This window comes from Neisseria perflava, assembly GCF_019334725.1.
Lineage (GTDB): Bacteria > Pseudomonadota > Gammaproteobacteria > Burkholderiales > Neisseriaceae > Neisseria > Neisseria subflava_A.
Genome location: NZ_CP079818.1, coordinates 1,150,670 through 1,171,934 on the forward strand (window position 1 = coordinate 1,150,670; position 21,265 = coordinate 1,171,934).

At 50.1% G+C, this 21,265-nt stretch carries 20 protein-coding genes and 1 pseudogene; 6 read left to right on the top strand and 15 right to left on the bottom strand.

Going from position 1 to position 21,265, the window contains the following annotated elements; genetic code table 11:
• Positions 1-70: 70 nt before the first annotated feature.
• Genes LPB400_RS11005 through LPB400_RS05540 form a run of 3 tightly spaced genes read right to left on the bottom strand, consistent with a single transcriptional unit; the run spans position 71 to position 1,535 of the window.
• The gene (locus LPB400_RS11005) at positions 71-334 is read right to left on the bottom strand and encodes a hypothetical protein (RefSeq protein ID WP_070461563.1); all 264 of its coding nucleotides are present in this window, start codon (positions 332-334) and stop codon (positions 71-73) included.
• 25 nt (positions 335-359) lie between these two features.
• Entirely contained in the window at positions 360-959 is a 600-nt protein-coding gene (locus LPB400_RS05535) for a Maf family protein (protein ID WP_070461564.1), read from the bottom strand.
• A 39-nt stretch (positions 960-998) separates the two neighbouring features.
• On the bottom strand, positions 999-1,535 hold the full coding sequence (locus LPB400_RS05540) for a gamma carbonic anhydrase family protein (RefSeq protein ID WP_070461565.1): 537 nt from the start codon (positions 1,533-1,535) through the stop codon (positions 999-1,001).
• A gap of 452 nt (positions 1,536-1,987) precedes the next feature.
• On the opposite strand from LPB400_RS05540, the gene LPB400_RS05545 reads away from it, so the two are divergent.
• The 3 genes and pseudogenes from LPB400_RS05545 to LPB400_RS05555 all read left to right on the top strand — a co-directional run bounded on the left by LPB400_RS05545 (position 1,988) and on the right by LPB400_RS05555 (position 6,125).
• Positions 1,988-2,611, top strand: a complete 624-nt coding sequence (locus tag LPB400_RS05545) for a biliverdin-producing heme oxygenase (protein ID WP_070461566.1) — start codon at positions 1,988-1,990, stop codon at positions 2,609-2,611.
• A 212-nt stretch (positions 2,612-2,823) separates the two neighbouring features.
• Positions 2,824-4,911, top strand: coding sequence for a transferrin-binding protein-like solute binding protein (locus LPB400_RS05550; RefSeq protein WP_219088371.1), 2,088 nt, complete (start codon positions 2,824-2,826; stop codon positions 4,909-4,911).
• A gap of 219 nt (positions 4,912-5,130) precedes the next feature.
• A pseudogene (locus tag LPB400_RS05555) lies at positions 5,131-6,125 on the top strand (IS5 family transposase).
• Between the two features lie 212 nt (positions 6,126-6,337).
• On the opposite strand, the gene trxB reads toward LPB400_RS05555, so the two are convergent.
• The 5 genes from trxB to LPB400_RS05580 all read right to left on the bottom strand — a co-directional run bounded on the left by trxB (position 6,338) and on the right by LPB400_RS05580 (position 11,833).
• On the bottom strand, positions 6,338-7,288 hold the full coding sequence (trxB, locus tag LPB400_RS05560; protein WP_049329772.1) for a thioredoxin-disulfide reductase: 951 nt from the start codon (positions 7,286-7,288) through the stop codon (positions 6,338-6,340).
• A gap of 108 nt (positions 7,289-7,396) precedes the next feature.
• A complete protein-coding gene (locus LPB400_RS05565; RefSeq protein ID WP_219088374.1) occupies positions 7,397-8,692 on the bottom strand; it encodes an NAD(P)/FAD-dependent oxidoreductase in 1,296 nt (431 codons plus the stop codon).
• Positions 8,693-8,840: 148 nt separating this feature from the next.
• Positions 8,841-9,728 carry an ABC transporter permease subunit gene (locus LPB400_RS05570; protein ID WP_003679574.1) on the bottom strand — a complete coding sequence of 296 codons (888 nt, stop codon included), beginning with the start codon at positions 9,726-9,728 and terminating at the stop codon, positions 8,841-8,843.
• Positions 9,728-10,693, bottom strand: a complete 966-nt coding sequence (locus LPB400_RS05575; protein WP_219088376.1) for an ABC transporter permease subunit — start codon at positions 10,691-10,693, stop codon at positions 9,728-9,730. The genes LPB400_RS05570 and LPB400_RS05575 overlap by 1 nt, the downstream gene beginning before the upstream one ends.
• Positions 10,694-10,708: 15 nt before the next feature.
• Complete coding sequence (locus LPB400_RS05580) at positions 10,709-11,833, bottom strand: ABC transporter ATP-binding protein (RefSeq protein WP_003746147.1); 1,125 nt, start codon at positions 11,831-11,833, stop codon at positions 10,709-10,711.
• A gap of 476 nt (positions 11,834-12,309) precedes the next feature.
• On the opposite strand from LPB400_RS05580, the gene radC reads away from it, so the two are divergent.
• Complete coding sequence (gene radC / locus LPB400_RS05585) at positions 12,310-12,984, top strand: RadC family protein (protein ID WP_219088379.1); 675 nt, start codon at positions 12,310-12,312, stop codon at positions 12,982-12,984.
• 59 nt (positions 12,985-13,043) lie between these two features.
• Here the strand turns inward: radC and LPB400_RS05590 are convergent, their stop codons facing one another.
• The 4 genes from LPB400_RS05590 to LPB400_RS05605 form a co-directional block, all read right to left on the bottom strand.
• Positions 13,044-13,316, bottom strand: coding sequence for an NF038104 family lipoprotein (locus LPB400_RS05590; RefSeq protein ID WP_219088381.1), 273 nt, complete (start codon positions 13,314-13,316; stop codon positions 13,044-13,046).
• Positions 13,304-13,636 (bottom strand): general secretion pathway protein GspG, encoded by a 333-nt coding sequence (locus LPB400_RS05595; RefSeq protein WP_219088384.1) that lies wholly within the window; start codon positions 13,634-13,636, stop codon positions 13,304-13,306. Before LPB400_RS05595 ends, LPB400_RS05590 begins: the two co-directional genes overlap by 13 nt.
• 147 nt (positions 13,637-13,783) lie before the next feature.
• Positions 13,784-14,479 (bottom strand): aquaporin Z, encoded by a 696-nt coding sequence (gene aqpZ, locus LPB400_RS05600; protein ID WP_219088386.1) that lies wholly within the window; start codon positions 14,477-14,479, stop codon positions 13,784-13,786.
• Between the two features lie 339 nt (positions 14,480-14,818).
• Positions 14,819-17,872 (bottom strand): DNA translocase FtsK, encoded by a 3,054-nt coding sequence (locus tag LPB400_RS05605; protein ID WP_219088388.1) that lies wholly within the window; start codon positions 17,870-17,872, stop codon positions 14,819-14,821.
• 164 nt (positions 17,873-18,036) lie between these two features.
• Between LPB400_RS05605 and LPB400_RS05610 the strand changes: the two genes are divergently transcribed.
• Together LPB400_RS05610 and LPB400_RS05615 are read left to right on the top strand one after the other, a co-directional pair.
• Positions 18,037-18,714 carry an energy-coupling factor ABC transporter permease gene (locus LPB400_RS05610; protein WP_219089714.1) on the top strand — a complete coding sequence of 226 codons (678 nt, stop codon included), beginning with the start codon at positions 18,037-18,039 and terminating at the stop codon, positions 18,712-18,714.
• 81 nt (positions 18,715-18,795) lie between these two features.
• The gene (locus LPB400_RS05615; RefSeq protein ID WP_219088390.1) at positions 18,796-19,155 is read left to right on the top strand and encodes a CrcB family protein; all 360 of its coding nucleotides are present in this window, start codon (positions 18,796-18,798) and stop codon (positions 19,153-19,155) included.
• 49 nt (positions 19,156-19,204) lie between these two features.
• Here LPB400_RS05615 and LPB400_RS05620 read toward each other — a convergent pair whose 3' ends face one another.
• From LPB400_RS05620 to rbfA, 3 genes are all read right to left on the bottom strand, one after another.
• The gene (locus LPB400_RS05620) at positions 19,205-19,831 is read right to left on the bottom strand and encodes an NAD(P)H-hydrate epimerase (RefSeq protein ID WP_219088392.1); all 627 of its coding nucleotides are present in this window, start codon (positions 19,829-19,831) and stop codon (positions 19,205-19,207) included.
• Positions 19,832-19,853: 22 nt separating this feature from the next.
• Positions 19,854-20,768 carry a tRNA pseudouridine(55) synthase TruB gene (gene truB / locus LPB400_RS05625; RefSeq protein WP_219088394.1) on the bottom strand — a complete coding sequence of 305 codons (915 nt, stop codon included), beginning with the start codon at positions 20,766-20,768 and terminating at the stop codon, positions 19,854-19,856.
• Between the two features lie 69 nt (positions 20,769-20,837).
• Positions 20,838-21,209 carry a 30S ribosome-binding factor RbfA gene (rbfA, locus tag LPB400_RS05630; protein WP_003685554.1) on the bottom strand — a complete coding sequence of 124 codons (372 nt, stop codon included), beginning with the start codon at positions 21,207-21,209 and terminating at the stop codon, positions 20,838-20,840.
• Positions 21,210-21,265: the final 56 nt, after the last annotated feature.

A 21,265-nucleotide genomic window follows, 5' to 3' on the forward strand; every position in this document is an offset into this window, starting at 1 on the left:
GGCGGCCGGATGCCTGATTATCGGGTGTCCGGGGAGGATTAAGGGGGTATTTGGGTAAAATCAGGAGTAATTAGGAGCGGAAATAGACGAAAACCTGTGTTTGGAGTTTCAGCTGTCGAAGGAAGGGCTTTTTTGCAAAGGTCTCATAGGTGTATTGATCGCCGAGCATGACCCAGCCGCCTGCGGGCGCATCTTCTATAGCGGAGCCAAGCTTCCCGAAAGAGAGGATACTGTCGTTGCCTTTGCGGATGGCGGTTGTACCGTCGTCTGAAAAAGTGGTGCAGCCAGCGAGAAGGAATACTGCGGATAAAAAGGGGAAGACGTATGTTTTCATAATGTTTGTTTGAAGGTATTTAAAATCAGGCAAATGGGGGAATACTCAATCCGAATTGTTCCAACAAGCCGACCGTTTCGTAAACGGGCAGGCCCATCACGCCTGTAAAGCTGCCTTGCAAATGCTCGACAAACACGCCGCCCAAACCCTGAATGCCATACGCGCCCGCTTTGTCCATCGGTTCGCCACTTCGGATATAGGCGGATATTTCTTCGGCAGACAAGGTTTTGAAACGTACATCGCTGGTTTGCAAAACGCCGTGCGCTCTCCCTTGCCAATATACGCATACGGCAGTCAGCACCTGATGCGTCTGCCCTGAACGCCGGGCGAGCATTTCGGCTGCTTGGGCTTCGGTTTCCGGTTTGCCGAGGATGTGGTTTTGATAGGCGACCGTAGTGTCGGCAGTCAGAATCGGATATTCGGGCGACGCGTCGTGTGCGGCAAACCATTGCTCGACAGCGGCGGCATTTTTTTCCTGCGCCATACGTTGCACATAATCGGCGGCTTTTTCGTCGGAATGCGGCGTTTCGTCGATGTCGGCAGGGATACGGATAACTTTGAATCCTAGGTTTTCCAAAATTTCGCGGCGGCGCGGGCTGCCGGAGGCTAGGTAGAGTGTGTGCATAAAACTTTCTTTTTTAAGGGATATAAGGTCGCCTGAAAATTATTTTGACTGCTTGTGTTGGCCTGCCAGCCGCACATAATGCGCGGAAGAATATTTCAAAAATTCTTTTTCTTTTTCGGTCAGCGGGCGGACTTGTTTGACGGGCGAACCGACATAGAGATAGCCGCTTTCCAAACGTTTGCGTGGCGGCACCAAACTGCCTGCACCTATCATCACGTCGTCTTCGATGACGGTATCGTCCAGAATAATCGTACCCATCCCAATCAACACACGATCGCCGATGCGGCAGCCGTGCAGCATGACTTTGTGTCCGACGGTTACGTCTTCGCCGATGATAAGGGGTGAGCCTTCGGGCTTTTCCGCGTTTTTGTGCGAAACGTGCAAGACACTGCCGTCCTGTACATTGCTGCGCGCGCCGATGCTGATGCTGTTCACGTCGCCGTGCAACACGGCATACGGCCAAACGGATACGTCTTCGGCAAGCGATACTTCGCCGATGATGACGGAGGTTTCGTCGATGAGGCAGGATTCGTGAATTTGCGGAGTATGGTCTAAGAAGGGGCGGATAGGGTTCATGTTGTTTCTTCCTTTTTGACAGTGTGGCAGGTTTCAGACGACCTGCGGCTCGGTATGGCGAAAGTATGCCGTTTTGACGCAGGTGAGGCAAGGACGGCGTCTACCGAGATGTTGTCATGTCTTTGTAAACAATATTTTTTATGGTTAAGGAATCATTTTCCGTTAAGCCTGCCTCTCTTGTTTGCCGAAGGTGGAAAATTGTCCGTTATTATCTTGTAGTTGCAAGTAGCTGCAAACCATTCTCTTGCCATTTGAATTGGAATGATATATATTTTTAAAAAATATTTCATAAAATAACGAAACCCGATGGTTTGTTTTCAACCAGGTTTGGTGGGTTTCCAATCCCACAAACCTTGGCTTCCATCCCGTGTCCGTTTTCAAATCTATCCAATCCACCTTGTTTAAATAAAGGCGGCCGGAAGGTCGTCTGAAACTGTATGAAGGATATTCACATGAGCGAAACACAAGAGCTGACTTTTGCCAAACGGCTGAAAGAGCAAACTACAACTATTCACGATAGCGTGGACAACTTGGTTATGTCTGTCGAGCCGTTTACCAACAAAGAGAATTACATCAAATTTTTGAAACTGCAATCAGTGTTCCACAAAGCGGTCGATCATATTTATAAAGACTCCGAGTTGAACAAAGCCATTCCTGAGCTGGAATACATGGCGCGTTACGACGCGGTAACGCAAGACTTGGCTGATTTGGGCGACAAACCTTACGAATACGGTAAACCGTTGCCACATGAAACCGGCAACAAAGCCATCGGTTGGCTGTATTGCGCCGAAGGTTCCAATTTGGGCGCAGCATTTTTGTTTAAACACGCGCAAAAACTGGATTACACCGGCGAACACGGCGCGCGCCACCTCGCCCCCCATCCGAACGGCCGCGGCAAACATTGGCGTGCGTTTGTCGAGCATCTGAATGCTTTGGGTTTAAGTCCTGAAGCTGAAGCCGAAGCGATTCAAGGTGCAAAAGATGCATTTGCGTTCTACAAAGTCGTTCTGCGCGAAACATTTGACCTGCCTGCAGGTGCGGAAGCTCCGGAAGGCTTTGTTCCGCACCGTCATTAATGGTTTGACGATATAAGTAGAGGTCGTCTGAAACACATCTGTATACGCGGATTCATAAATTCTGTTTTCAGACGACCTTCATACTGATGCAAGTTTAGTACCATTTGGTTATCCGCATTTGCGGTATATTTTAATTGGTTTGATGTAAATAATTATCAAATATTTTATCACCATCATTCCAAAATACCATTATCACATTCAGGAGTTTGACCATGAAGGAATCATTTAAATTAAGTATGTTGGCGATTGCCTGCAGCATCGCATTGAGTGCATGCGGTTCAAGCGGTGGTGGCACGCCGTCTGCACAGTCTGCACCGACCCCGCAACAGCCGGGCAATAATTCCGGCTCGGGCGGAGGAGGTGATTCAAAACAAACAGAAGACGCTAAGAAAGCTGAAGAAGCCAAGAAAGCTGAAGAAGCCAAGAAAGCTGAAGAAGCCAAGAAAGCTGAAGAAGCCAAGAAAGCTGAAGAAGCCAAGAAAGCTGAAGAAGCCAAGAAAGCTGAAGAAGCCAAGAAAGCTGAAGAAGCCAAGAAAGCTGAAGAAGCCAAGAAAGCTGAAGAAGCCAAGAAAGCTGAAGAAGCCAAGAAAGCTGAAGAAGCCAAGAAAGCTGAAGAAGCCAAGAAAGCTGAAGAAGCCAAGAAAGCTGAAGAAGCCAAGAAAGCTGAAGAAGCCAAGAAAGCTGAAGACGCTAAGAAAGCTGAAGAGGCCAAGAAAGCTGAGGAAGCTAAGAAAGCCAATGAGGCCAATTCAGGTCAAGGTTTTGGCGGTGAAGGCAAAGTAATGAGCAAGGCTTTGGATGGCGGTGTCTTGGTAGCGAAAAAGCGTGAAACCGGCGATTTGGAATATGCCAAAACCGAAGCTCCGACTGCTTCGGATAAAAACAGCGTCGTACTTGATGGTGTCGCCATTAATACCAAAGACGTTAAAGCAGGTGAGTTCACGTTGGGCGAAAGAAGTACGAACGGCGGTAAAGCCGATGCAGCACAATATGCGGTACACAGCGGCGACCTGCTGCCTGACGTTCGTTACGGCGGTGTTGCCGATGTCAGCGATCTGCGTGATGTGAAACAGGCGTTGTTTGTCCAAGGCACGCCATCAGGCAGCGATACCGTTGCAGCCCAAAGAGGGGATGCAACCTATAAAGGCATCGGCCTGCATTTCCCAAACGGACTGCCGATCGATACAAGAGGTCTGCAAGAAATTTTTGAAACCGGTTCGCAAGCCAAGCTGGCCAATCTGTATTCTGCCGCCAAAGCAACCGATGTTACCGCAAGAGTCAATTTCGACCAAAAAACCATCAATGTCGGCATCAACCGCTATTCCGATCAAACGGTTGGCGGTGGTAGCGGTGGCGATAGGATTGCAGGTGTCGTCAAATCCAATGCGCGCGATATGGCGGAAAATTTGTCTTTCAATGGCGATTTGCACGGCAACACCTTCTCCAACAAGCAAGGTACGATGCAAGGCGGATTCTTTGGCGCGAAGGCAGACCAACTTGCCGGTACATATAGTGCGGCAGGCAAAAACCAACGTGATGAAGACGTAGTGGCGCGCGGTGTGTTTGGTGCAAAACGCCAAGATGCGGCAGCTCAAGCAGGCGGACAGCCTGATGCGCCGGTTGCCAAACCTGATGCGCCCGTAACCAAACCTAAAGATGATGCCGCCGCAGCTGAATTGAAAAAAGGTGAAACAGGCGAGCAATACTTCTTATCGAATATCGCCGATTTGACCAAAGTCGTTATCAACGGTACGACAATCGCTTTGTCACCTGTTACCAACAAGCTCTATCGAACTGAATTGGGTTCGGACTACAAATCGTTTGTTGCTTCAGGCAATTTGAGCAATGTTGTCTTCGGTGCGGCAAAACTTGCCGATAATGCCTACTCCTTGTTTGTTCAGGGGGTAATGAGTGCCTCTCTACCGTCAGGGACAGCCAAGTATGCCGGCGATGTGTTGAATTTCCGTGCCCGCAACTTGGATAATAAGGAAAACTGGGTGGGTGATACAGGAGGCTACCGTACTACCGGTTCGTTTACCGCAGATGTCAACTTCGATACCAAGACTATCGCAGGTAAAATCAATAGTGGTGACAGATGGTTCATGAATGAACGAGCCTTTACTGCAGATATTACAGGCAGCAGCTTTAACGGTAAATGGACTTCTTCAGATGCACAAGGCTCTGTAACTGGCGGATTCTACGGTGACAAAGCTGCCGAAATGGCGGGACGATACAGTTATCATGACAAAGAAGATAAAAGTAACAATGCCTTCGGTGTATTCGGCGGCAAAAAACAATAACTGTCTGTTTAAGCTGAAAACAAACCGCTCGAAAGGGCGGTTTGTTTTTGATCGGATAGGATTTTCAGACGACCTTTTACGGTAACAACAATCTAGAGAGCAATTTACCCGCTAAAAGGTCGTCTGAAAACCTTGAATCTTATTTCCAGATAATCTGAGACCTTTGCAAAATTCCCCAAAATCCCCTAAATTCCTACTAAGACATTTAGGGGATTTTCCATGACCACCTTCTTTCAGCAAACCGTCCAAGCCATGATCGTCAAACACATCGACCGCTTCCCACTATTGAAGTTGGATCAGGTAATTGATTGGCAACCGATCGAACAGTACCTGAATCGTCAAAGAACCCGTTACCTTAGAGATCACCGCGGCCGTCCCGCCTATCCCCTGTTGTCCATGTTCAAAGCCGTCCTGCTCGGACAATGGCACAGCCTCTCCGATCCCGAACTCAAACACAGCCTCATCACCCGCATCGATTTCAACCTGTTTTGCCGTTTTGACGAACTGAGCATCCCCGATTACAGCACCTTATGCCGCTACCGCAACTGGCTGGCGCAAGACAACACCCTGTCCGAACTGCTGGAACTGATTAACCGACAACTGACCGAAAAAGGCCTAAAAATAGAGAAAGCATCCGCCGCTGTCGTTGACGCCACCATTATTCAGACCGCCGGCAGCAAACAGCGTCAGGCCATAGAAGTCGATGAAGAAGGACAAGTCAGCGGCCAAACCACACCGAGTAAAGACAGCGATGCCCGTTGGATAAAGAAAAACGCCTCTACAAACTCGGTTACAAACAACATACCCGTACCGATGCGGAAGGCTATATTGAGAAACTGCACATTACCCCTGCCAATGCCCATGAATGCAAACACCTGTCGCCTTTGTTGGAAGGCCTATCCAAAGGTACGACCGTCTATGCCGACAAAGGCTACGACAGTAAGGAAAACAGGCAACATCTGAAAGAGCATCGGCTGATGCGCAAAGCCCACCGCAAACATCCGCTGTCGGAAGCACAAACCAAACGTAACCGATATTTATCAAAAACCCGTTATGTGGTCGAACAAAGCTTCGGTACGCTGCACCGTAAATTCCGCTATGCCCGGGCAGTCTATTTTGGTCTGCTCAAAGTAAGTGCACAAAGCCATCTGAAGGCGATGTGTTTGAACCTTTTGAAAGCGGCTAACAGGCTAAGTGTGCCTGTTTGCGCCTAAAAGGCGGCCCGGATGCCTGATTATCGGGTATCCAAGGGGGATTATGGGGGGTATTTGAGTAGAATCAGTGGATATTCGAAACAAAAACAGCCGAAAACCTGTGTTTAGGTTTCGGCTGTTGGGGGAAAGGAATTTTGCAAAGGTCTCAGGCCGTCTGAAATTTCAGATGGCCTTTTGATTATGTTTTAAAGAATAGGACGTAGCTTAGAGGCTCATACGCCGTGGCGGTCGAGCCAACGTTCGGCATCAAGCGCAGCTTGGCAGCCGGAAGCTGCGCTGGTGATGGCTTGACGGTAGGTATGGTCTTTGACGTCGCCTGCCGCCCATACGCCTTCGATATTGGTTGCGCCGACATTGTCGCCGGTACCGCCTTTGGTTTTCAGGTAGCCGGTTTCATCCATATCGAGTTGGCCTTTGAAGATATCGGTATTAGGTTTGTGGCCGATGGCGATGAAAACGCCTTTGACAGCGATTTCTTCAGTGCTGCCGTCATTGTGTTTCAGGCGCGCACCGGTAACGCCGCTTTCGTCGCCCAAGATTTCATCAACCGAGCTGTTGAGCTTGAGGATGATTTTGCCTTCTTCGACGCGTTGCATCAGTTTGTCCACCATGATTTTCTCGGCGCGGAAGCTGTCGCGGCGGTGAATCAGGGTAACGGTGTTGGCGATATTGGCAAGGTAGAGGGCTTCTTCCACAGCGGTATTGCCACCGCCTACTACGGCAACATCTTGTTTTTTATAGAAGAAACCATCACAAGTTGCGCAGGCGGAAACGCCTTTGCCGGCAAAGGTTTCTTCGCTTGGCAAACCTAAATATTTGGCGGATGCGCCAGTGGCAACGATGAGCGCATCGCAGGTGTATTCGCCCATATCGCCTTTGAGGGTAAACGGACGGTTTTGCAAATCAACGGTGTGGATTTGGTCGAAAATCATTTCAGTGCCGAAGCGTTCGGCATGAGCTTGGAAACGGGCCATCAGTTCCGGACCTTGTACGCCTTCTGCGTCGGCAGGCCAGTTGTCCACTTCGGTGGTGGTCATCAGTTGTCCGCCTTGCTCAACGCCGGTAATGATCACAGGGTTAAGGTTGGCGCGGGCGGCATAGACAGCGGCAGTATAGCCGGCAGGGCCGGAGCCGAGGATGATGAGTTTGTGATGGTTGCTCATGATGGTTTCCTTGCTGATAAATGATTGAATTTTGTCATATCTACGCTTTCAGACGGCCTAAATTCTACTTGAATCTGCCGCCGTCTGAAATATGTTTGTCGTTTGGGTTTAGTGGCTGTCTTTCCATTGATAGTATTTTGAACCGAGGTAAGAGCCGAGTTTGCGTAGGAACGGCTGGGTAATAATGTTGCTGTGGCGCAGTTGCTCGAAAGGTTTCAGACGGCCGTCATCACCCATGATGGCTTCGGCAATCGCCAAACCGGCAATGCCGGTAATTGCCATGCCGTGTCCGGAATAGCCTTGTGCAAAGAAAACGGTAGGGGCGAGGCGGCCGAAATGTGGAGCGAGGTTGCGCGTAATGTCGCATTCGCCGCCCCAAGAATGCTCGATTCTGACATCGGCAAGTTGTGGGAAAACTTTTAGCATGTCTTGGCGGACGAGTTCAGTCATGCGGTCAGGGTCATCGATAAACTCGTTGTCTTTGCCGCCGAAGAGAAGGCGGCCGTCGGCGCTGAGGCGGTAGTAGTCGAGGACGTGGCGGTTGTCGCAGATGGCCATATTGTTGCGGATCAGGTCTTTGGCACGCTCGCCTAGAGGCTCGGTGGCGATGATAAAGGTGCTGACGGCAATGGCTTTTTGTTCCAATACTTTGAATTTCGGGTGCAAACCGGCATAAGTATTGACGGCATAAACGAGGTTTTTGCACTCAACGCTGCCATTGGGTGTATGAACCAACCAGCCGTTATTGCATGGCTCGATACGCGTCATCGGGGACTGCTCAAAAAGTTGTGCACCTGCATCGGCTGCCGCTTTGGCAATGCCTAGGGTGTAATTGAGCGGGTGCAAGTGGCCGGATAAAGGATCAAATTGCGCGCCTTGATACATATCGCTGGCAAGTTGTTGCTTCAGCATGGTTTTATCCCAAAGCTGGTAATGGCTTGCGCCATAATGTTTTTGGGCGTGTTCGTGCCATTGTTGCAATTCTTCCCAATGCTGAGGACGGACGGCGACGGTCGCGTAGCCGCGTTGCCAATCGCATTGGATGTTGTATTTTTGAATGCGCGAGTCAACCAGTTCAACGGCTTGCAGGGATTGCTGCCAGAACCATTGGGCCTGTTCTAAGCCGACTTGTTTTTCGATCTCTTCCATGCCGCAGGCAAAATCACTGATGACTTGTCCGCCGCTTCGGCCTGATGCGCCGAAACCGATACGTGCGGCTTCGAGTACGATGACTTCATTGCCGTTTTCGGCAAGCGGTAGGGCGGTGCATAAACCGGTCAAGCCGCCGCCGATGACGCAGGTTTCAGTTTTCAGACGGCCTTCGAGCGTCGGATAAGACGGATGGGGATTAGCCGTGCTGACATAGTAGGAAGGAAGGTATTCTTTGAAGCTGGGATTGATCATGATTTGAGCTTTAAGTTGGTTTTCACTTCATTGAAATTGGTTTTCAGACGGCCTTAAATGCGGGCTTAGATTCAGGCCGTCTGAAAGGATAAGATGCAGTTAATAAAACAGGCTGTTCCGACACTTTATCGGACAGCCTGTCTGCATATTAGGCGGCTTTCTCGGCTGCCAATTTTTCTTGGCGGTAGGCTTCGGCAGCCTCGCGTTCCCGTTTGGTTGCCTGACGCATCATCCAGTAGTTAACGACAATAACCAGCGTACCGATGATACCGATCAGGATGGTTGCCAAAACGTTCATCTGAGGGTCAAGGCCGAGTTTGATTTTGGAGAAAATCACTTGCGGCAATGTCGATGAGCCCGGGCCTGACAGGAAGGAGGTAATCACTAAGTCGTCCAAAGACAGGGTAATGCCCAAGAGGAAGCCGGAAGCAATCGCAGGGGCAATCAGCGGCAGGGTAATCACGAAGAAAATCTTCAGCGGACGGGCACCCAAGTCCATAGCGGCTTCTTCCAAGGATTGATCCAATTCCACCAGGCGCGAGCGGATAACGACGGTAATGTACGCCATGCAAAGCGTGGTGTGGCCGAGGAAGATGGTGAAGAAGCCGCGATCGAAGTAGAGCGATTGCAACAATTCACTGCCTTGCAGGAACATTTGCACCTGAATAATCAACAGCAGCATGGACAAACCGGTAATCACATCAGGCATCACCATGGGCGCGGAAATCATACCGGCAAACAGGGTGCTGCCGCGGAAGCGTTTGATACGCGCCATGGCGTAACCAGCCAATGTGCCGAGTGCTACGGCGGCAAGCGAGGAAACGATGGCGATACGCAATGACAGCCAGGCCGCTTCCAAGATGGTGTCGTTTTCCATTAATGCGCCGTACCATTTGGTTGAGAAACCGCCCCAAACGGTAACCAGCTTGGATTCATTGAAAGAATAGATGACCAAAACCACCAGCGGAATATAGAGGAATGCCAGCGAGAGCAGGAGCATCAGTTTCAAGAACCAGGATAATTTGGTTTTCTGCATTATTTGCCTCCTTCTTCCAATTCGCGGTTTTCATAGTGTTGGAACAGGGCAATCGGTACAACCAGCAGGGCAACCATGACGACGGCGACGGCAGAAGCCAGCGGCCAGTTGTTTTGGTCGAAGAATGCCTGCCACAATACTTTACCGATCATCAGGTTTTCAGAACCGCCCACCAATTCAGGAATCACAAATTCACCGACAGCCGGGACGAAGACCAACATAGAGCCTGCGATGATGCCGGTTTTGGACAAAGGCAGGGTAATGGTAAAGAACGATTTGATCGGACCTGCGCCCAAGTCGGAAGCGGCTTCGAGCAGACGGTTGTCCAGTTTTACCAATTGTGTGTACAGCGGCAAAATCATAAACGGCAAATAGGCGTAAACCATCACCAAATTCAGCGAAAAAGCATTGTAGAACAAGTCTAAAGGCTCGCTGATGATTCCGTATTTGATTAAGAAATTGTTGATGATGCCGTTGTGACCCAATAAACCCATCCATGCGTAAACACGCAGCAGGAAAGAGGTCCAGAAAGGCAGCATGATTGCCAACAGCAGGCCGTTGCGCACAGCCGGATTGGCGCGTGAAATGGCATAAGCGGTGGGGTAACCGATCAACAGGCAGATGATGGTCGTCGTCAGCGCCGTCTTAATCGAAGACCAGTAGGTCATCAGATAGATATTGCTGTTTTCACTATCGCCAAACGGATTGAGCGTATTCCAAAAGTTTTGGAAGATGTCGGCGTAGTTCTGATAGCTGATGGCAATGTTCAGACGGCCTAAGTCTTCATCAATCGTCGTCAACGGCGTAAATGGCGGAATGGCAATTTCTTGTTCGGCAAAGCTGATTTTCAATACGATGGCGAACGGAATCAGAAACAGAATCAAAAGCCAAATATACGGCACGGCAATCACTGCACGCTGGCCGGGGCGGCGGAACAGTTTGTTTTTCAGTTTTTTAAGGTTCATTGTATTTCCCTCAAATTAACTGAACAGAGGTGTCGGTTGGTTTTCAGGCCAGCTGATGTAGACAGTCTCGTCCCAAGTCGGCGGCGTAATGTTGCGCACATACCAATAAGGTGCGGGAACTTGGCTTTTGACGACACGGCCGTTGGCGAGTTTGATATGGTAAATCGCAAAGCTGCCCAGATAGGCAATCTCTTTGACTGTGCCTTGAGCCCAGTTGTGTGCGCCTAAGTGTTCCGGTTTCTCTTTGTGCAAATCAATGTCTTCAGGGCGGATGCTGATCCAAATTTCATGGTCGTTCGGAACGCCCAAACCATGGTCGATGCGGACGTGGTTTTCCAAGCCGTCACATTTGACGATGGAGAAATCGGCGCGGTCATCAATGACGACGCCGTCAAAAATATTGGTTTCGCCGATAAATTCGGCAGTAAAGCGGCTGTTAGGATAGTCGTACACGTCGCTAGGCGTACCGACTTGGCGCAATTGGCCGTCGGACATAATGGCGATACGGGTAGCCATCGTCATCGCTTCTTCTTGGTCGTGGGTAACCATGATGCAGGTTACGCCGACTTGTTCCAGCGTGTTGACCAATTCCAGTTGGGTTTGTTGGCGCAGTTTTTTATCGAGTGCGCCCAAAGGTTCGTCAAGCAGCAGGATTTTAGGACGTTTTGCCAGGCTGCGCGCTAAAGCGATACGCTGTTGCTGGCCGCCGGAGAGTTGGTGCGGCTTGCGTTTGGCGTATTTGGTCATTTGCACCAGGCGCAACATTTCTTCGACGCGGGCGTCGATTTCGCCTTTAGGCATTTTGTCTTGTTTCAGACCGAAAGCGATGTTTTGTTCAACACTCATGTGTGGGAACAGGGCATAGCTTTGGAACATCATGTTGATTGGGCGCTCGTACGGGGCAAGTTTGGTAATGTCCTGGCCGTCGAGAATGATTTTGCCCTGATTTGGGCTTTCCATGCCTGCCAACATGCGCAGCAGCGTGGATTTGCCACTGCCTGAGCTGCCCAAAAGGGCAAAGATTTCATGTTGGTAAATGTCCAAGTCGATGTTATCGACAGCGTAATTGTCACCAAACTTTTTCACCAAGCCTTGGATTTGCAAATAAGGTTTGGCTGAAGACGCAGTGGTTGCGGTCATAATGGCAATACTCCAAAAAGAAAGACGAGTACCGGCAAAACGGATTTTCGAATGGGTGATAAAAAGCTGTTTGATTGCTGGCGGGAGTCGGACGGAGGCCGTCTGAAACTCTTGTAAAGCGCACGGGCAGCGTGGATAGAAAGCAGTTTAAGCCTAAGCTTTTGCTTTCGGCAAACTCAATATTATATTAGCCTAAGCCTCATAGGGGCAATATGAAATTGCTTGTATCGGCTGATTTGAAACAAATATGAAAGGAAAGGCAGGCAGGGAAACAAGATAGTAAAAATGGGTAACGTTGTTTTTCTGCACAAAAGGGGGTAATTATTATCTATATGTCTTAAATAATTATTCAAAATAGAATAAAATACGCAAATTACATTTATTTACTAAAACCATAATGGATTACGTTTTATATCGGGCGAGGCGGTTTTACTCGGAATTAAAACTAAATCCGCTATATAAATAAAAGGGAAAACATGAGTATCAAAGAATGGCCCGAAGGGGAGCGGCCGCGCGAGAAGCTCTTGGCGCACGGTGCGGCTGCGTTGAGTGATGCGGAGTTGCTGGCGATTTTGCTGCGTGTCGGAACGCGAGGTATAAGCGCGGTTGATTTGGCGCGTTATTTGTTGAGTGAGTTTGGCAGCTTGGGGACGCTGATGAGTGCGGATGCCAAAACACTCGCTGCTTATAAGGGCATGGGCTTGGCGAGCTATACTCAGTTTGCAGTGGTCAAAGAAATCGGGCGGCGGATTTTGGGTGAAGATTTGCAGGAGCAGATTGTTCTGTCAAACCCGAAATCGGTTGCGGATTATCTGCGCCTGCATCTTGGACATGAAAAAATTGAGGTCAGCGTTGCTTTGCTGCTTAACCGTCAAAATCAATTGATTGCGGTACGGGAATTGTCGCGCGGTACGGTGGCGGAAAATACGGTTTATATCCGTGAAATCGTTAAATTGGCATTGGATGAATATGCCGACAGTTTGATTTTGGCACACAATCATCCGGGCGGTTCGGCAAGGCCGTCTGAATCTGATGTGCAGTTTACAGAGCGTTTGAAACAGGCTTTAAGTTTGGTCGATATTACGCTGTTGGATCATTTTATCGTGACGGCAAAAGAAACCTGCTCTTTGCGCGAACAGGGCTATATGTAAGGATGAATGTTCAGACGGCCTCAGTAGGATTGGTTACCTTACTGAGGCCGTCTGAAGGATTATTGCGTTACTTCATCGGAGGAATCTTCTTTGTGGATGATTTCTTCCGATTTTGGCTTTTCTTTGCTCTTTTCTTTTTCTTTGCTCTTTTCTTTTTTACCGTCAGGAATGGCGGCATCAATCACTGCCCCCGTTCCTTTGACAACCAATTTTCCGGCAGTCAGGACGGTTGTAGCAGCCAAATCGACAGCCGCGCCTACAACGCAGCCGTTAAGCGTCAGACAAAGGGCAAGTACCGGAAGCAGGCGTTTTGTGCATCTCAATGGCTGCATCCGCAGTGTCCTTCGTGATGATGGCCGCATCCGAGTGCTTCTTGCCAAGCATCATCATCGCCGTCAAATTCTTCGACTTCGTCAAATTCACCGTTTTCTACCATGCTTACCAGCTCTTCCAAGCTTTCTGCACCTTCTACCCAAAAGCAGGGAATATCGGGCGGCGTGCCGGGGGCAAGCAGGGCGGCTTGCTGGTCGTGCCAAGCAATCCAATAGCCGTTTTGTGTTTGTACGAATACGGCATCGGGATGGATGGTTTCGTTTTCGGTATTGACCAGCATTCTGGCGGTGATATCGGTTTGAAAAGGTAAGGTTTGCATGATGGTTTGAGAATGTGAGAAAAGAAAGTATTGTAACATGGCGAAAACAAACGCACCGTCTGAGTCAGGCGGTGCGTTTGTATCTCGGCAACTTGGGTGCGGTCAGTTTAGAGTATCAGCCGCCCCGGGAATGTCATTCCGTCAAGATTATTTGTCGTCGTTAGCCAAAACGAAGCGGTAAATAGCCGCGCCAACTGCTGCGCCGGCAATAGGAGCCAACCAGAACAACCACAATTGTTCAACAGCCCAGCCGCCTTGGAACAAGGCAACGCCGGTAGAACGTGCAGGGTTGACGGAAGTATTGGTTACAGGAATGCTGATCAAGTGAATCAGGGTCAGACCAAGGCCGATGGCGATAGGAGCAAAGCCGGCCGGAGCTAGTTTGTCGGTAGAACCCATGATAATGATTAGGAAGAATGCGGTCAGTACGAATTCGATCAGCAAAGCAGCCATCATGTCGTAACCGTTAGGAGAGTGTTCGCCGAAACCGTTGCTGGCAAAGCCGGAAGCAACAGCATCAAAACCGGTTTTACCGGAAGCAATCAGATACAGAACGCCCGCAGCGGCAATCGCACCGATCACTTGGGATACGATGTAAGGCAACAGGTCTTTACCGTTAAAACGGCCGCCGATGAAAAGGCCGACGGAAACGGCAGGGTTGAAGTGGCCGCCGGAAATGTGGCCAACGGCGTAAGCCATGGTCAGTACGGTCAAACCGAATGCTAAAGCGACACCGGCAAAGCCAATGCCAAGTTCAGGATAGGTTGCTGCCAAAACTGCGCTGCCGCAGCCGCCGAATACCAGCCAGAAAGTGCCGAAAAATTCTGCAAAATATTTTTTCATTTGTTTTTCCTCGTAAAGGGTGGGGTGTTGCCGAAGGCATGAATCATAATAATATTGCTTTTAATCGAAAAACGGATTTACCTGTTTTTTCCGGTCTTGACAAAAGGCCGTCTGAAAATGGTGACAAATGGATAGGGATATATCTTGCAGGTCGAATTTTGTTTATTGAGGCTGGGTTTATTTAATAACGAAGCAAATGCCGTTAATGCAAAAGCATTTGGTTTCGTAGGTAATATTATTTACAGATTATTAATTTGATCGGAATCTTTGAACTGATTATCTGATAAAAAAGGCCGTCTGAAAAGTTTTCAGACGGCCTTAATTTTAAACAAAGATAAATTAATCCAGATGGTCGCTGCTTTGCGCCAAGATGGTGCGGTTGCCGTTGTTTTCCGCCGGGGAAACAATACCGTCGGCTTCCATTTGGTCAATCAGGCGGGCAGCGCGGTTGTAGCCGATGCGCAGTTGGCGTTGGATATTGGAAATGCTGGCCTTACGCGATTTCAAGACAACGGAAACGGCTTCATCATACATGGGGTCGAGGTCGCTGTCGTTGCTGCGGCTGGTACCGGTAAAGTCCTCGTTCGAACCGCTGCTTAAAATATCGTCGATATAATCAGGCGCGCCGAATTGTTTCAGGTATTCCACTACGCGGTGTACTTCATTATCAGATGCGAACGCTCCGTGTACGCGTTGCGGATAGCCGGTGCCGGGCGGCAGGAACAGCATATCGCCTTGGCCGAGCAAGTTTTCTGCACCCATTTGGTCAAGAATCGTGCGGCTGTCGATTTTGCTGGACACTTGGAATGCAATGCGTGTCGGAATATTGGCTTTAATCAGGCCGGTAATGACATCCACGCTTGGGCGTTGGGTGGCAAGAATCAAATGGATACCGGCTGCACGCGCTTTTTGGGCAAGACGGGCAATCAGTTCTTCAATTTTCTTGCCTGCGGTCATCATCAAGTCGGCAAACTCATCTACCACGACCACGATAAACGGCAGTTTTTCCAATGGCTCAGGATTTTCAGGCGTGAGGCTGAACGGGCTGCCGATTTTTTCGCCACGCGCGGCGGCTTCGGCAATTTTTTGGTTGAAACCGGCAAGGTTGCGCACGCCCATAAAGCTCATCAGGCGATAGCGTTTTTCCATTTCGTTGACGCACCAGTTCAGGGCGTTTGCAGCCAATTTCATATCGGTCACGACAGGGGCGAGCAGGTGCGGAATGCCTTCGTAAATGCTCAGCTCCAGCATTTTCGGGTCAATCATAATCATGCGCACGTCTTCCGGCGTTGCTTTGAAGAGCATGGACAGAATCATGGCGTTCACGCCTACGGATTTACCCGAACCGGTCGTGCCGGCAACCAGCAGATGCGGCGCTTTGGCCAAGTCGGTGACGACAGGCTGGCCGGTGATGTCTTGGCCGAGCGCGAGGGTTAGTTTGGATTTGGACTCGGTAAACGCAGGCGAATTGAAGATTTCGCTCAGGCGGATCATTTGGCGTTTCGGATTAGGTAATTCCAAGCCCATGCAGGTTTTGCCTGGGATAGTTTCCACCACGCGGATGGAAGCCACGCCAAGCGAGCGCGCCAAGTCTTTTTCAAGGTTCAAAACGGCACTGCCGCGTACGCCGACATCAGGCTCGATTTCGTAGCGCGTAATGACCGGGCCGGAATAGGAGTCCATCACTTTGACTTTAACTTTGAACTCGGCCAGTTTTTCTTCGATGGTAATGCTGTTTTCCAGCAGCTGTTCTTCAGTTTGCGAGGCGCTTGGGTCAAACTGCGGCGGCAGGAGCAGGGCAGTGGTCGGTAGAAGCGCATCGGTCAGTGTTGCCGAAGTTGGAATAGCTATGCTTGGCGTACTCTCTTGAACGCTTGGTTCTACGGTTTGAACAGGTGTTTCAACGACTGTCTGTGTATATTCAGACGGCCTTGCGATTGTTTCAACAGATTCAACGGGTTCAATGGTTTTAACCGCTTGAATAGCTTCCGTTTCCGGTTGTACAGGAGCTTCCGGCTCATTATCGAATTCCGTTTCTTCGACGGCAGATTCGCTGATTAAATAATCGTGGATACTGCGTTCAGGCTGATTGCTGACATGCGCATTGACTTGTGCATCAAAAATCGGCACTTGGATTTTATGTTCAAAAGCAGGCGGCTCGGGGATATCAATCGGCGCAATCGAGGTTTGGAAAACAGGTGGTTCGGGAATATCGGTTTTAGCCATAGGGACAACCGGTACGGCAGGTGGCTCGACTACGGTTGCGTTTGGTGCGGCAGGTCGGGAGATATAAGGGGATTTTTTAACAGGCGCAGCCGGTTTCGGATGGGACGGCGTTGCCGGTGCGGGAGGTTGTGGTGCAATAGCTTCCGTAGCAGCTTGTTTGCGCGCCCATCTTTCGGCGGCCGCTTCGGTATGGCGAACTTGACGGCGCAGGCTGGCAGGACGGCTGATTTGTCCCAAGTTGGCCAGAATTTCGTCATTTTCGATGGTGCGCGGAGAGTAGTCGCGCAATGGGGCGACGGCCGCGGCCAGTTTGTGGCGTGCGGCGGTACGGCGGGCAAGGTTGTCGTGAATATCTTCCGCTTGGATTTCAGAAGGGAATGCCTGCATGGAAGTATAGGGGAGTATGGCTTCTTTTTCGGCAGTTCTTAAGGCCGTCTGAACGGTTTCGATATGCGGCGCATTGGCTTCTGCCACGCGGACATTATTGGCACGCGCCAAGGCACGCTCGCGTGTGCGGCGCAAGATAGGGTCGTTATAGTCGATGATTTCCATGCCGGTCATCGGCAGGGATGAAGCGCGCAATAATGGAGTTTCAACTTCGTCTTTGTAAATTGGTGCATTTTTTTCGGCCAAATGCTCGTTCCATTCCTCAACCGCTGCTTCATGCAGGGAACGGGTGGCTTCTTCTAATGTGATTTCTTCAAAATTGCTGTTTTGCACCAAAGACGGGCTGTATTCGGGAGTTTCCATTTGTGCAAACGGCGTGATTTTAGGAATACGTTCCGGTTTGGCAGATTTACGGGTTTTAGGCGCAACTTTGATTTCTTCTTCGGTAGCTGCGATGTGTTCCGGCTCTTCGGCAAACGGCTCTGCTGCATGCTCTTCGTTTGTTTCGGCGCGTTGCGTTTTATTGTGTTCGAGCGCAGAAAGCAGGCGGATGCGGGCGATTTTATGGTTGTCGGCAGTGTGCTTGTTCATGCTGAACAAACGTTTCAGGCTGTCCAGTTGGTCGGAAAAACCGACCGGGCTGTCTTCTTCGTTTATTTCTTGTTCGTCGCCACTGAGTCGGGCCAATTCTTGGCGCCACTTTTGCTCTTGTTTCTGGCGCCACCAGAACAAGCCGGCTATGACAGCCAGCAGAATTAAAGCCAATATTGTCCAAAGCATGCGTCCATCCCCTTAATTAAACGGCAAAGTCCGTTATTCTAACGCTTTTTTCGGGTAAACAAAACCAGCCGAAACAAGCTTTAACGGCAAAGGCAGACAGGATTGTCAAAGCTGTGGCTTGAGACGCGTATAATAGGCCGTCTGAACATTTTGCGGATGAGATGATGATTTTTCAAAACGGATGGTTTCCCATCGGTGTCGTGATGGCGGCATGGCCTGTGTTGCTGGTGATTTTTGCTTTGTGTGCAAAGCAGGCATGGGTGTCGGTATCGCAGCATCGTTCCGCATTCTTGGTGGCTGCCGTGATGTTGCCGCTGGCTTGGAGTTTGAATGCCTCCCCGGAAAGCGGACAACTGGCCGGCATGAGCTATCATTTGCTTGCTTTAAACCTGACGGCTTTAATGCTGGGCACTTCTGCTGCGTTCTGCCTTGGCGTATTGTTTTTTCTTCCATATTTGTGGCTTTGGGGCGATTGGCATATGTTCCCCATTAATGCCTTGTCTGTATTGCTTCCGCCTTTGTTGGTGAACTTGGGTTTTCGCTATTGGGTGTCGCGTTTGCCTGCCAATATCTTTATCTTTATTTTTCTGAATGGTTTTTGGGCTGCGGCGGTCGGCATGGTGTTTACCGGCGTAATTTTGGTCGGTTTGTTGGACTGGGTGGATGTATTTGATACGTCGGTATTGTGGAAAACTGCTTTTCCTGTTTTCTTCTTAATCGCTTGGGCAGAGGCATTTTTGAGCGGTATTTCAACAGCTATTTTTATCGCACTTAAGCCGCAATGGATTTGTACTTTCGATGACGACAGGTATTTGAAATCCGCGCCTAAGATTTGGCAATAAGATATGAAGGCATCCTTGCTTGGTTTTCAGACGGCCTAATGACCGGATGGCCTGTTTGTTGAATTGAATGTTTAACTTGTTATGTTTGCTTATATTTTTCCCATTGTTTGCGGTGCCGCCGTCGGGGCTGTATTGCGTTGGCTGTTTGGCTTGGTGCTGGTGTCTTCTGCGCCTTTTTCTATCGGTACATTGGCGGCAAACTGGCTGGGTGCGCTGCTAATCGGCGTATTGGCAGAACTCTTAACCGATCCGCAATGGCGTTTGCTTTGGATTACCGGCTTTCTCGGCAGCTTGACCACATTTTCAGGTTTTTCAGTGGAGATGGTGGGTTTGATGCAGGCGCAACGTTGGGGCATGGCTGCGATGGCAACCTGTCTGCATGTTTTTGGTTCGTTTGGTTTGACGGCGCTGGGGATTAAATTGGCGCAGATTTGGAAGTGAACAAAAATAACAGGGTGCAAAATTGCACCCTGTTATTTTTTATAGACATTTAATCAATGCCAATAGGCAAACAGACGGTTTCTTGACAATAGGTTTGGCCGGACTCGCTTAAGTGTGCCGGTTTGTAGGCGGCAAAGGTGTAGGTAAGGTCTGCGCGGAATGTGTCGGGATCAGCTTCGGCGGTGTCGCAGTTGAGGCCGGTGGGAATATCGAGGGCGACTTTCAGGCCGTCTGAATGATTGAGTTGGCGGCAGAGGGCAGCGATTTCTGCTGGAAGCGCGCCGCTGAAGCCTGTGCCGAATATGCCTTCGATAATGATGTCGTAGCCGTTTTTCAGACGGCCTTCCAGCTCTTGCTTGGTAATAAATTCAATATAGGGCAAACCGTTGAGGCGTTCGCGATTGGTTTGAGCTAAAGGGGAGAGGTTTTCTCCGAGTGAAAACAGAATGTCGATGTGCCAACCTTGCGCTTGCATATATCTTGCCATGACTAAGCCGTCGCCGCCGTTGTTGCCTTTGCCGCAAACGATCAGGGCGCGTCCGGCTTGAGGATGACGCTGCATGAGGTTTCGGGCGGCAGAGCTGCCGGCATTTTCCATCAGTTGGTCGAAGCTTGTGCCTTTATCGACGGCTGCTTGCTCGCGTTCGCGCATCTGGGCGGCGGTATAGACTTTCATGATCGGCTCTCTTTGCAGGAAGTTATTTGTCGGCAGTATTCATCAGGCGCAAGGCTTTCAGACGGCCTATTTCTTTTTGATATTCCACCAGTCCGATAAATGTGCTGTCTTGGCTGTACACACGGATGGGCTGCTCGGCGGAAATGTCTTCGGTAAACTGGGGGCGTTGGCCGTGTTTGAGCATGGTAACGGCGTAGTCGTTCAGCTCGAGTTTGGGAAAATGTTGCACCAAGACATCGCAAGGCAGCAGCAGGGCATCGCGTTCGGCTTCGTCCAATTCTGCCAAGGCTTTGAGCGTGTGGCTTTGGGCAATGGTAAAGCCGGCGGTTTCAGTACGGCGCAGGGCGGTCAGGTGGGCGAATGTGCCGATGTGTTTGGCGATGTCTTCGCTGAGGGTGCGGATGTAAGTGCCTTTGCTGCAACGTACGTCTATCACGGCTTTGGGTGCATTAAACTCAGTGATATCAATGGAGTAAATGGTGATGTCGCGCGCTTTGCGTTCGATAACGATGCCTTTGCGCGCGTATTCGTACAGCGGTTTGCCTTCGTGTTTGAGGGCGGAAAACATCGGCGGCACTTGGCGGATATCGCCCGTTAAGGCTTGGCAGGCCGTCTGAAATTCGGACAATGAAATATCGGCGCGTGCGGTGGCAATGATTTCGCCTTCGGCGTCGCCTGTACTGCTGGCTTCGCCCAGTTTCAGCGTGGCCGTATAGGCTTTGTCGGCATCAATCAGATATTGGGCAAACTTGGTCGCTTCACCGAAACAAACAGGTAGAAGCCCTGTAGCCAAAGGATCAAGTACGCCGGTATGCCCGGCTTTTTCGGCACGGAACAAGCGCCGCGCCTTTTGCAGGGCGGTATTGCTGGAAAGGCTTTCAGGTTTGTCGAGGAGAAGAACGCCGTTGACAGGGCGTTTGGTGGGTTTGGCTGTCATATTAAGTTGGGGGAGTGTTAATGTTTAGGCCGTCTGAAAGGGTTCAGACGGCCTGTGTGTTTTAATCAATCAGTCTTCAACCGGTTTTTCCGCCGCTACTTGGTCGATCAGGCTGGAAATACTCATGCCGCGTTCGAGTGATTCGTCGTATTTGAAGTGCAGCTCAGGCGTTTTGAAGAGTTTGATGCGTTTGGCCAATTCGCTGCGCAAATGACCTTTGGCGTGTTCCAAAGCTTCTTCGGTAATGTCGCGTGTGCTGTCGTCGAGGACGGTGTAGAACACGGTTGCGTGGCTGTAATCGCGGGTAACTTCGACTTCGTTGATGGTGATGAAGCCTGCGCGCGGGTCTTTCAGGCCGGTGCGGACGAGTTCGGCAAGCTCGCGCATGATTTGTTCTTTGACACGGTCTTGGCGGGCATAGCCACGTTGGGGTTTTCTCATGGTTTTCCTTGATGTATGGCAGGCTGTCGTTTTCAGACGGCCTGCGGTTTGGATTT

What these genes read in the sequence shown, in the direction of transcription:
- LPB400_RS11005 (WP_070461563.1), bottom strand. Translation starts at nt 334, where the DNA reads ATGAAAACATACGTCTTCCCCTTTTTATCCGCAGTATTCCTTCTCGCT.
- LPB400_RS05535 (WP_070461564.1), bottom strand. Translation starts at nt 959, where the DNA reads ATGCACACACTCTACCTAGCCTCCGGCAGCCCGCGCCGCCGCGAAATT.
- LPB400_RS05540 (WP_070461565.1), bottom strand. Translation starts at nt 1,535, where the DNA reads ATGAACCCTATCCGCCCCTTCTTAGACCATACTCCGCAAATTCACGAA.
- LPB400_RS05545 (WP_070461566.1), top strand. Translation starts at nt 1,988, where the DNA reads ATGAGCGAAACACAAGAGCTGACTTTTGCCAAACGGCTGAAAGAGCAA.
- LPB400_RS05550 (WP_219088371.1), top strand. Translation starts at nt 2,824, where the DNA reads ATGAAGGAATCATTTAAATTAAGTATGTTGGCGATTGCCTGCAGCATC.
- trxB (WP_049329772.1), bottom strand. Translation starts at nt 7,288, where the DNA reads ATGAGCAACCATCACAAACTCATCATCCTCGGCTCCGGCCCTGCCGGC.
- LPB400_RS05565 (WP_219088374.1), bottom strand. Translation starts at nt 8,692, where the DNA reads ATGATCAATCCCAGCTTCAAAGAATACCTTCCTTCCTACTATGTCAGC.
- LPB400_RS05570 (WP_003679574.1), bottom strand. Translation starts at nt 9,728, where the DNA reads ATGCAGAAAACCAAATTATCCTGGTTCTTGAAACTGATGCTCCTGCTC.
- LPB400_RS05575 (WP_219088376.1), bottom strand. Translation starts at nt 10,693, where the DNA reads ATGAACCTTAAAAAACTGAAAAACAAACTGTTCCGCCGCCCCGGCCAG.
- LPB400_RS05580 (WP_003746147.1), bottom strand. Translation starts at nt 11,833, where the DNA reads ATGACCGCAACCACTGCGTCTTCAGCCAAACCTTATTTGCAAATCCAA.
- radC (WP_219088379.1), top strand. Translation starts at nt 12,310, where the DNA reads ATGAGTATCAAAGAATGGCCCGAAGGGGAGCGGCCGCGCGAGAAGCTC.
- LPB400_RS05590 (WP_219088381.1), bottom strand. Translation starts at nt 13,316, where the DNA reads ATGCAGCCATTGAGATGCACAAAACGCCTGCTTCCGGTACTTGCCCTT.
- LPB400_RS05595 (WP_219088384.1), bottom strand. Translation starts at nt 13,636, where the DNA reads ATGCAAACCTTACCTTTTCAAACCGATATCACCGCCAGAATGCTGGTC.
- aqpZ (WP_219088386.1), bottom strand. Translation starts at nt 14,479, where the DNA reads ATGAAAAAATATTTTGCAGAATTTTTCGGCACTTTCTGGCTGGTATTC.
- LPB400_RS05605 (WP_219088388.1), bottom strand. Translation starts at nt 17,872, where the DNA reads ATGCTTTGGACAATATTGGCTTTAATTCTGCTGGCTGTCATAGCCGGC.
- LPB400_RS05610 (WP_219089714.1), top strand. Translation starts at nt 18,037, where the DNA reads ATGATTTTTCAAAACGGATGGTTTCCCATCGGTGTCGTGATGGCGGCA.
- LPB400_RS05615 (WP_219088390.1), top strand. Translation starts at nt 18,796, where the DNA reads ATGTTTGCTTATATTTTTCCCATTGTTTGCGGTGCCGCCGTCGGGGCT.
- LPB400_RS05620 (WP_219088392.1), bottom strand. Translation starts at nt 19,831, where the DNA reads ATGAAAGTCTATACCGCCGCCCAGATGCGCGAACGCGAGCAAGCAGCC.
- truB (WP_219088394.1), bottom strand. Translation starts at nt 20,768, where the DNA reads ATGACAGCCAAACCCACCAAACGCCCTGTCAACGGCGTTCTTCTCCTC.
- rbfA (WP_003685554.1), bottom strand. Translation starts at nt 21,209, where the DNA reads ATGAGAAAACCCCAACGTGGCTATGCCCGCCAAGACCGTGTCAAAGAA.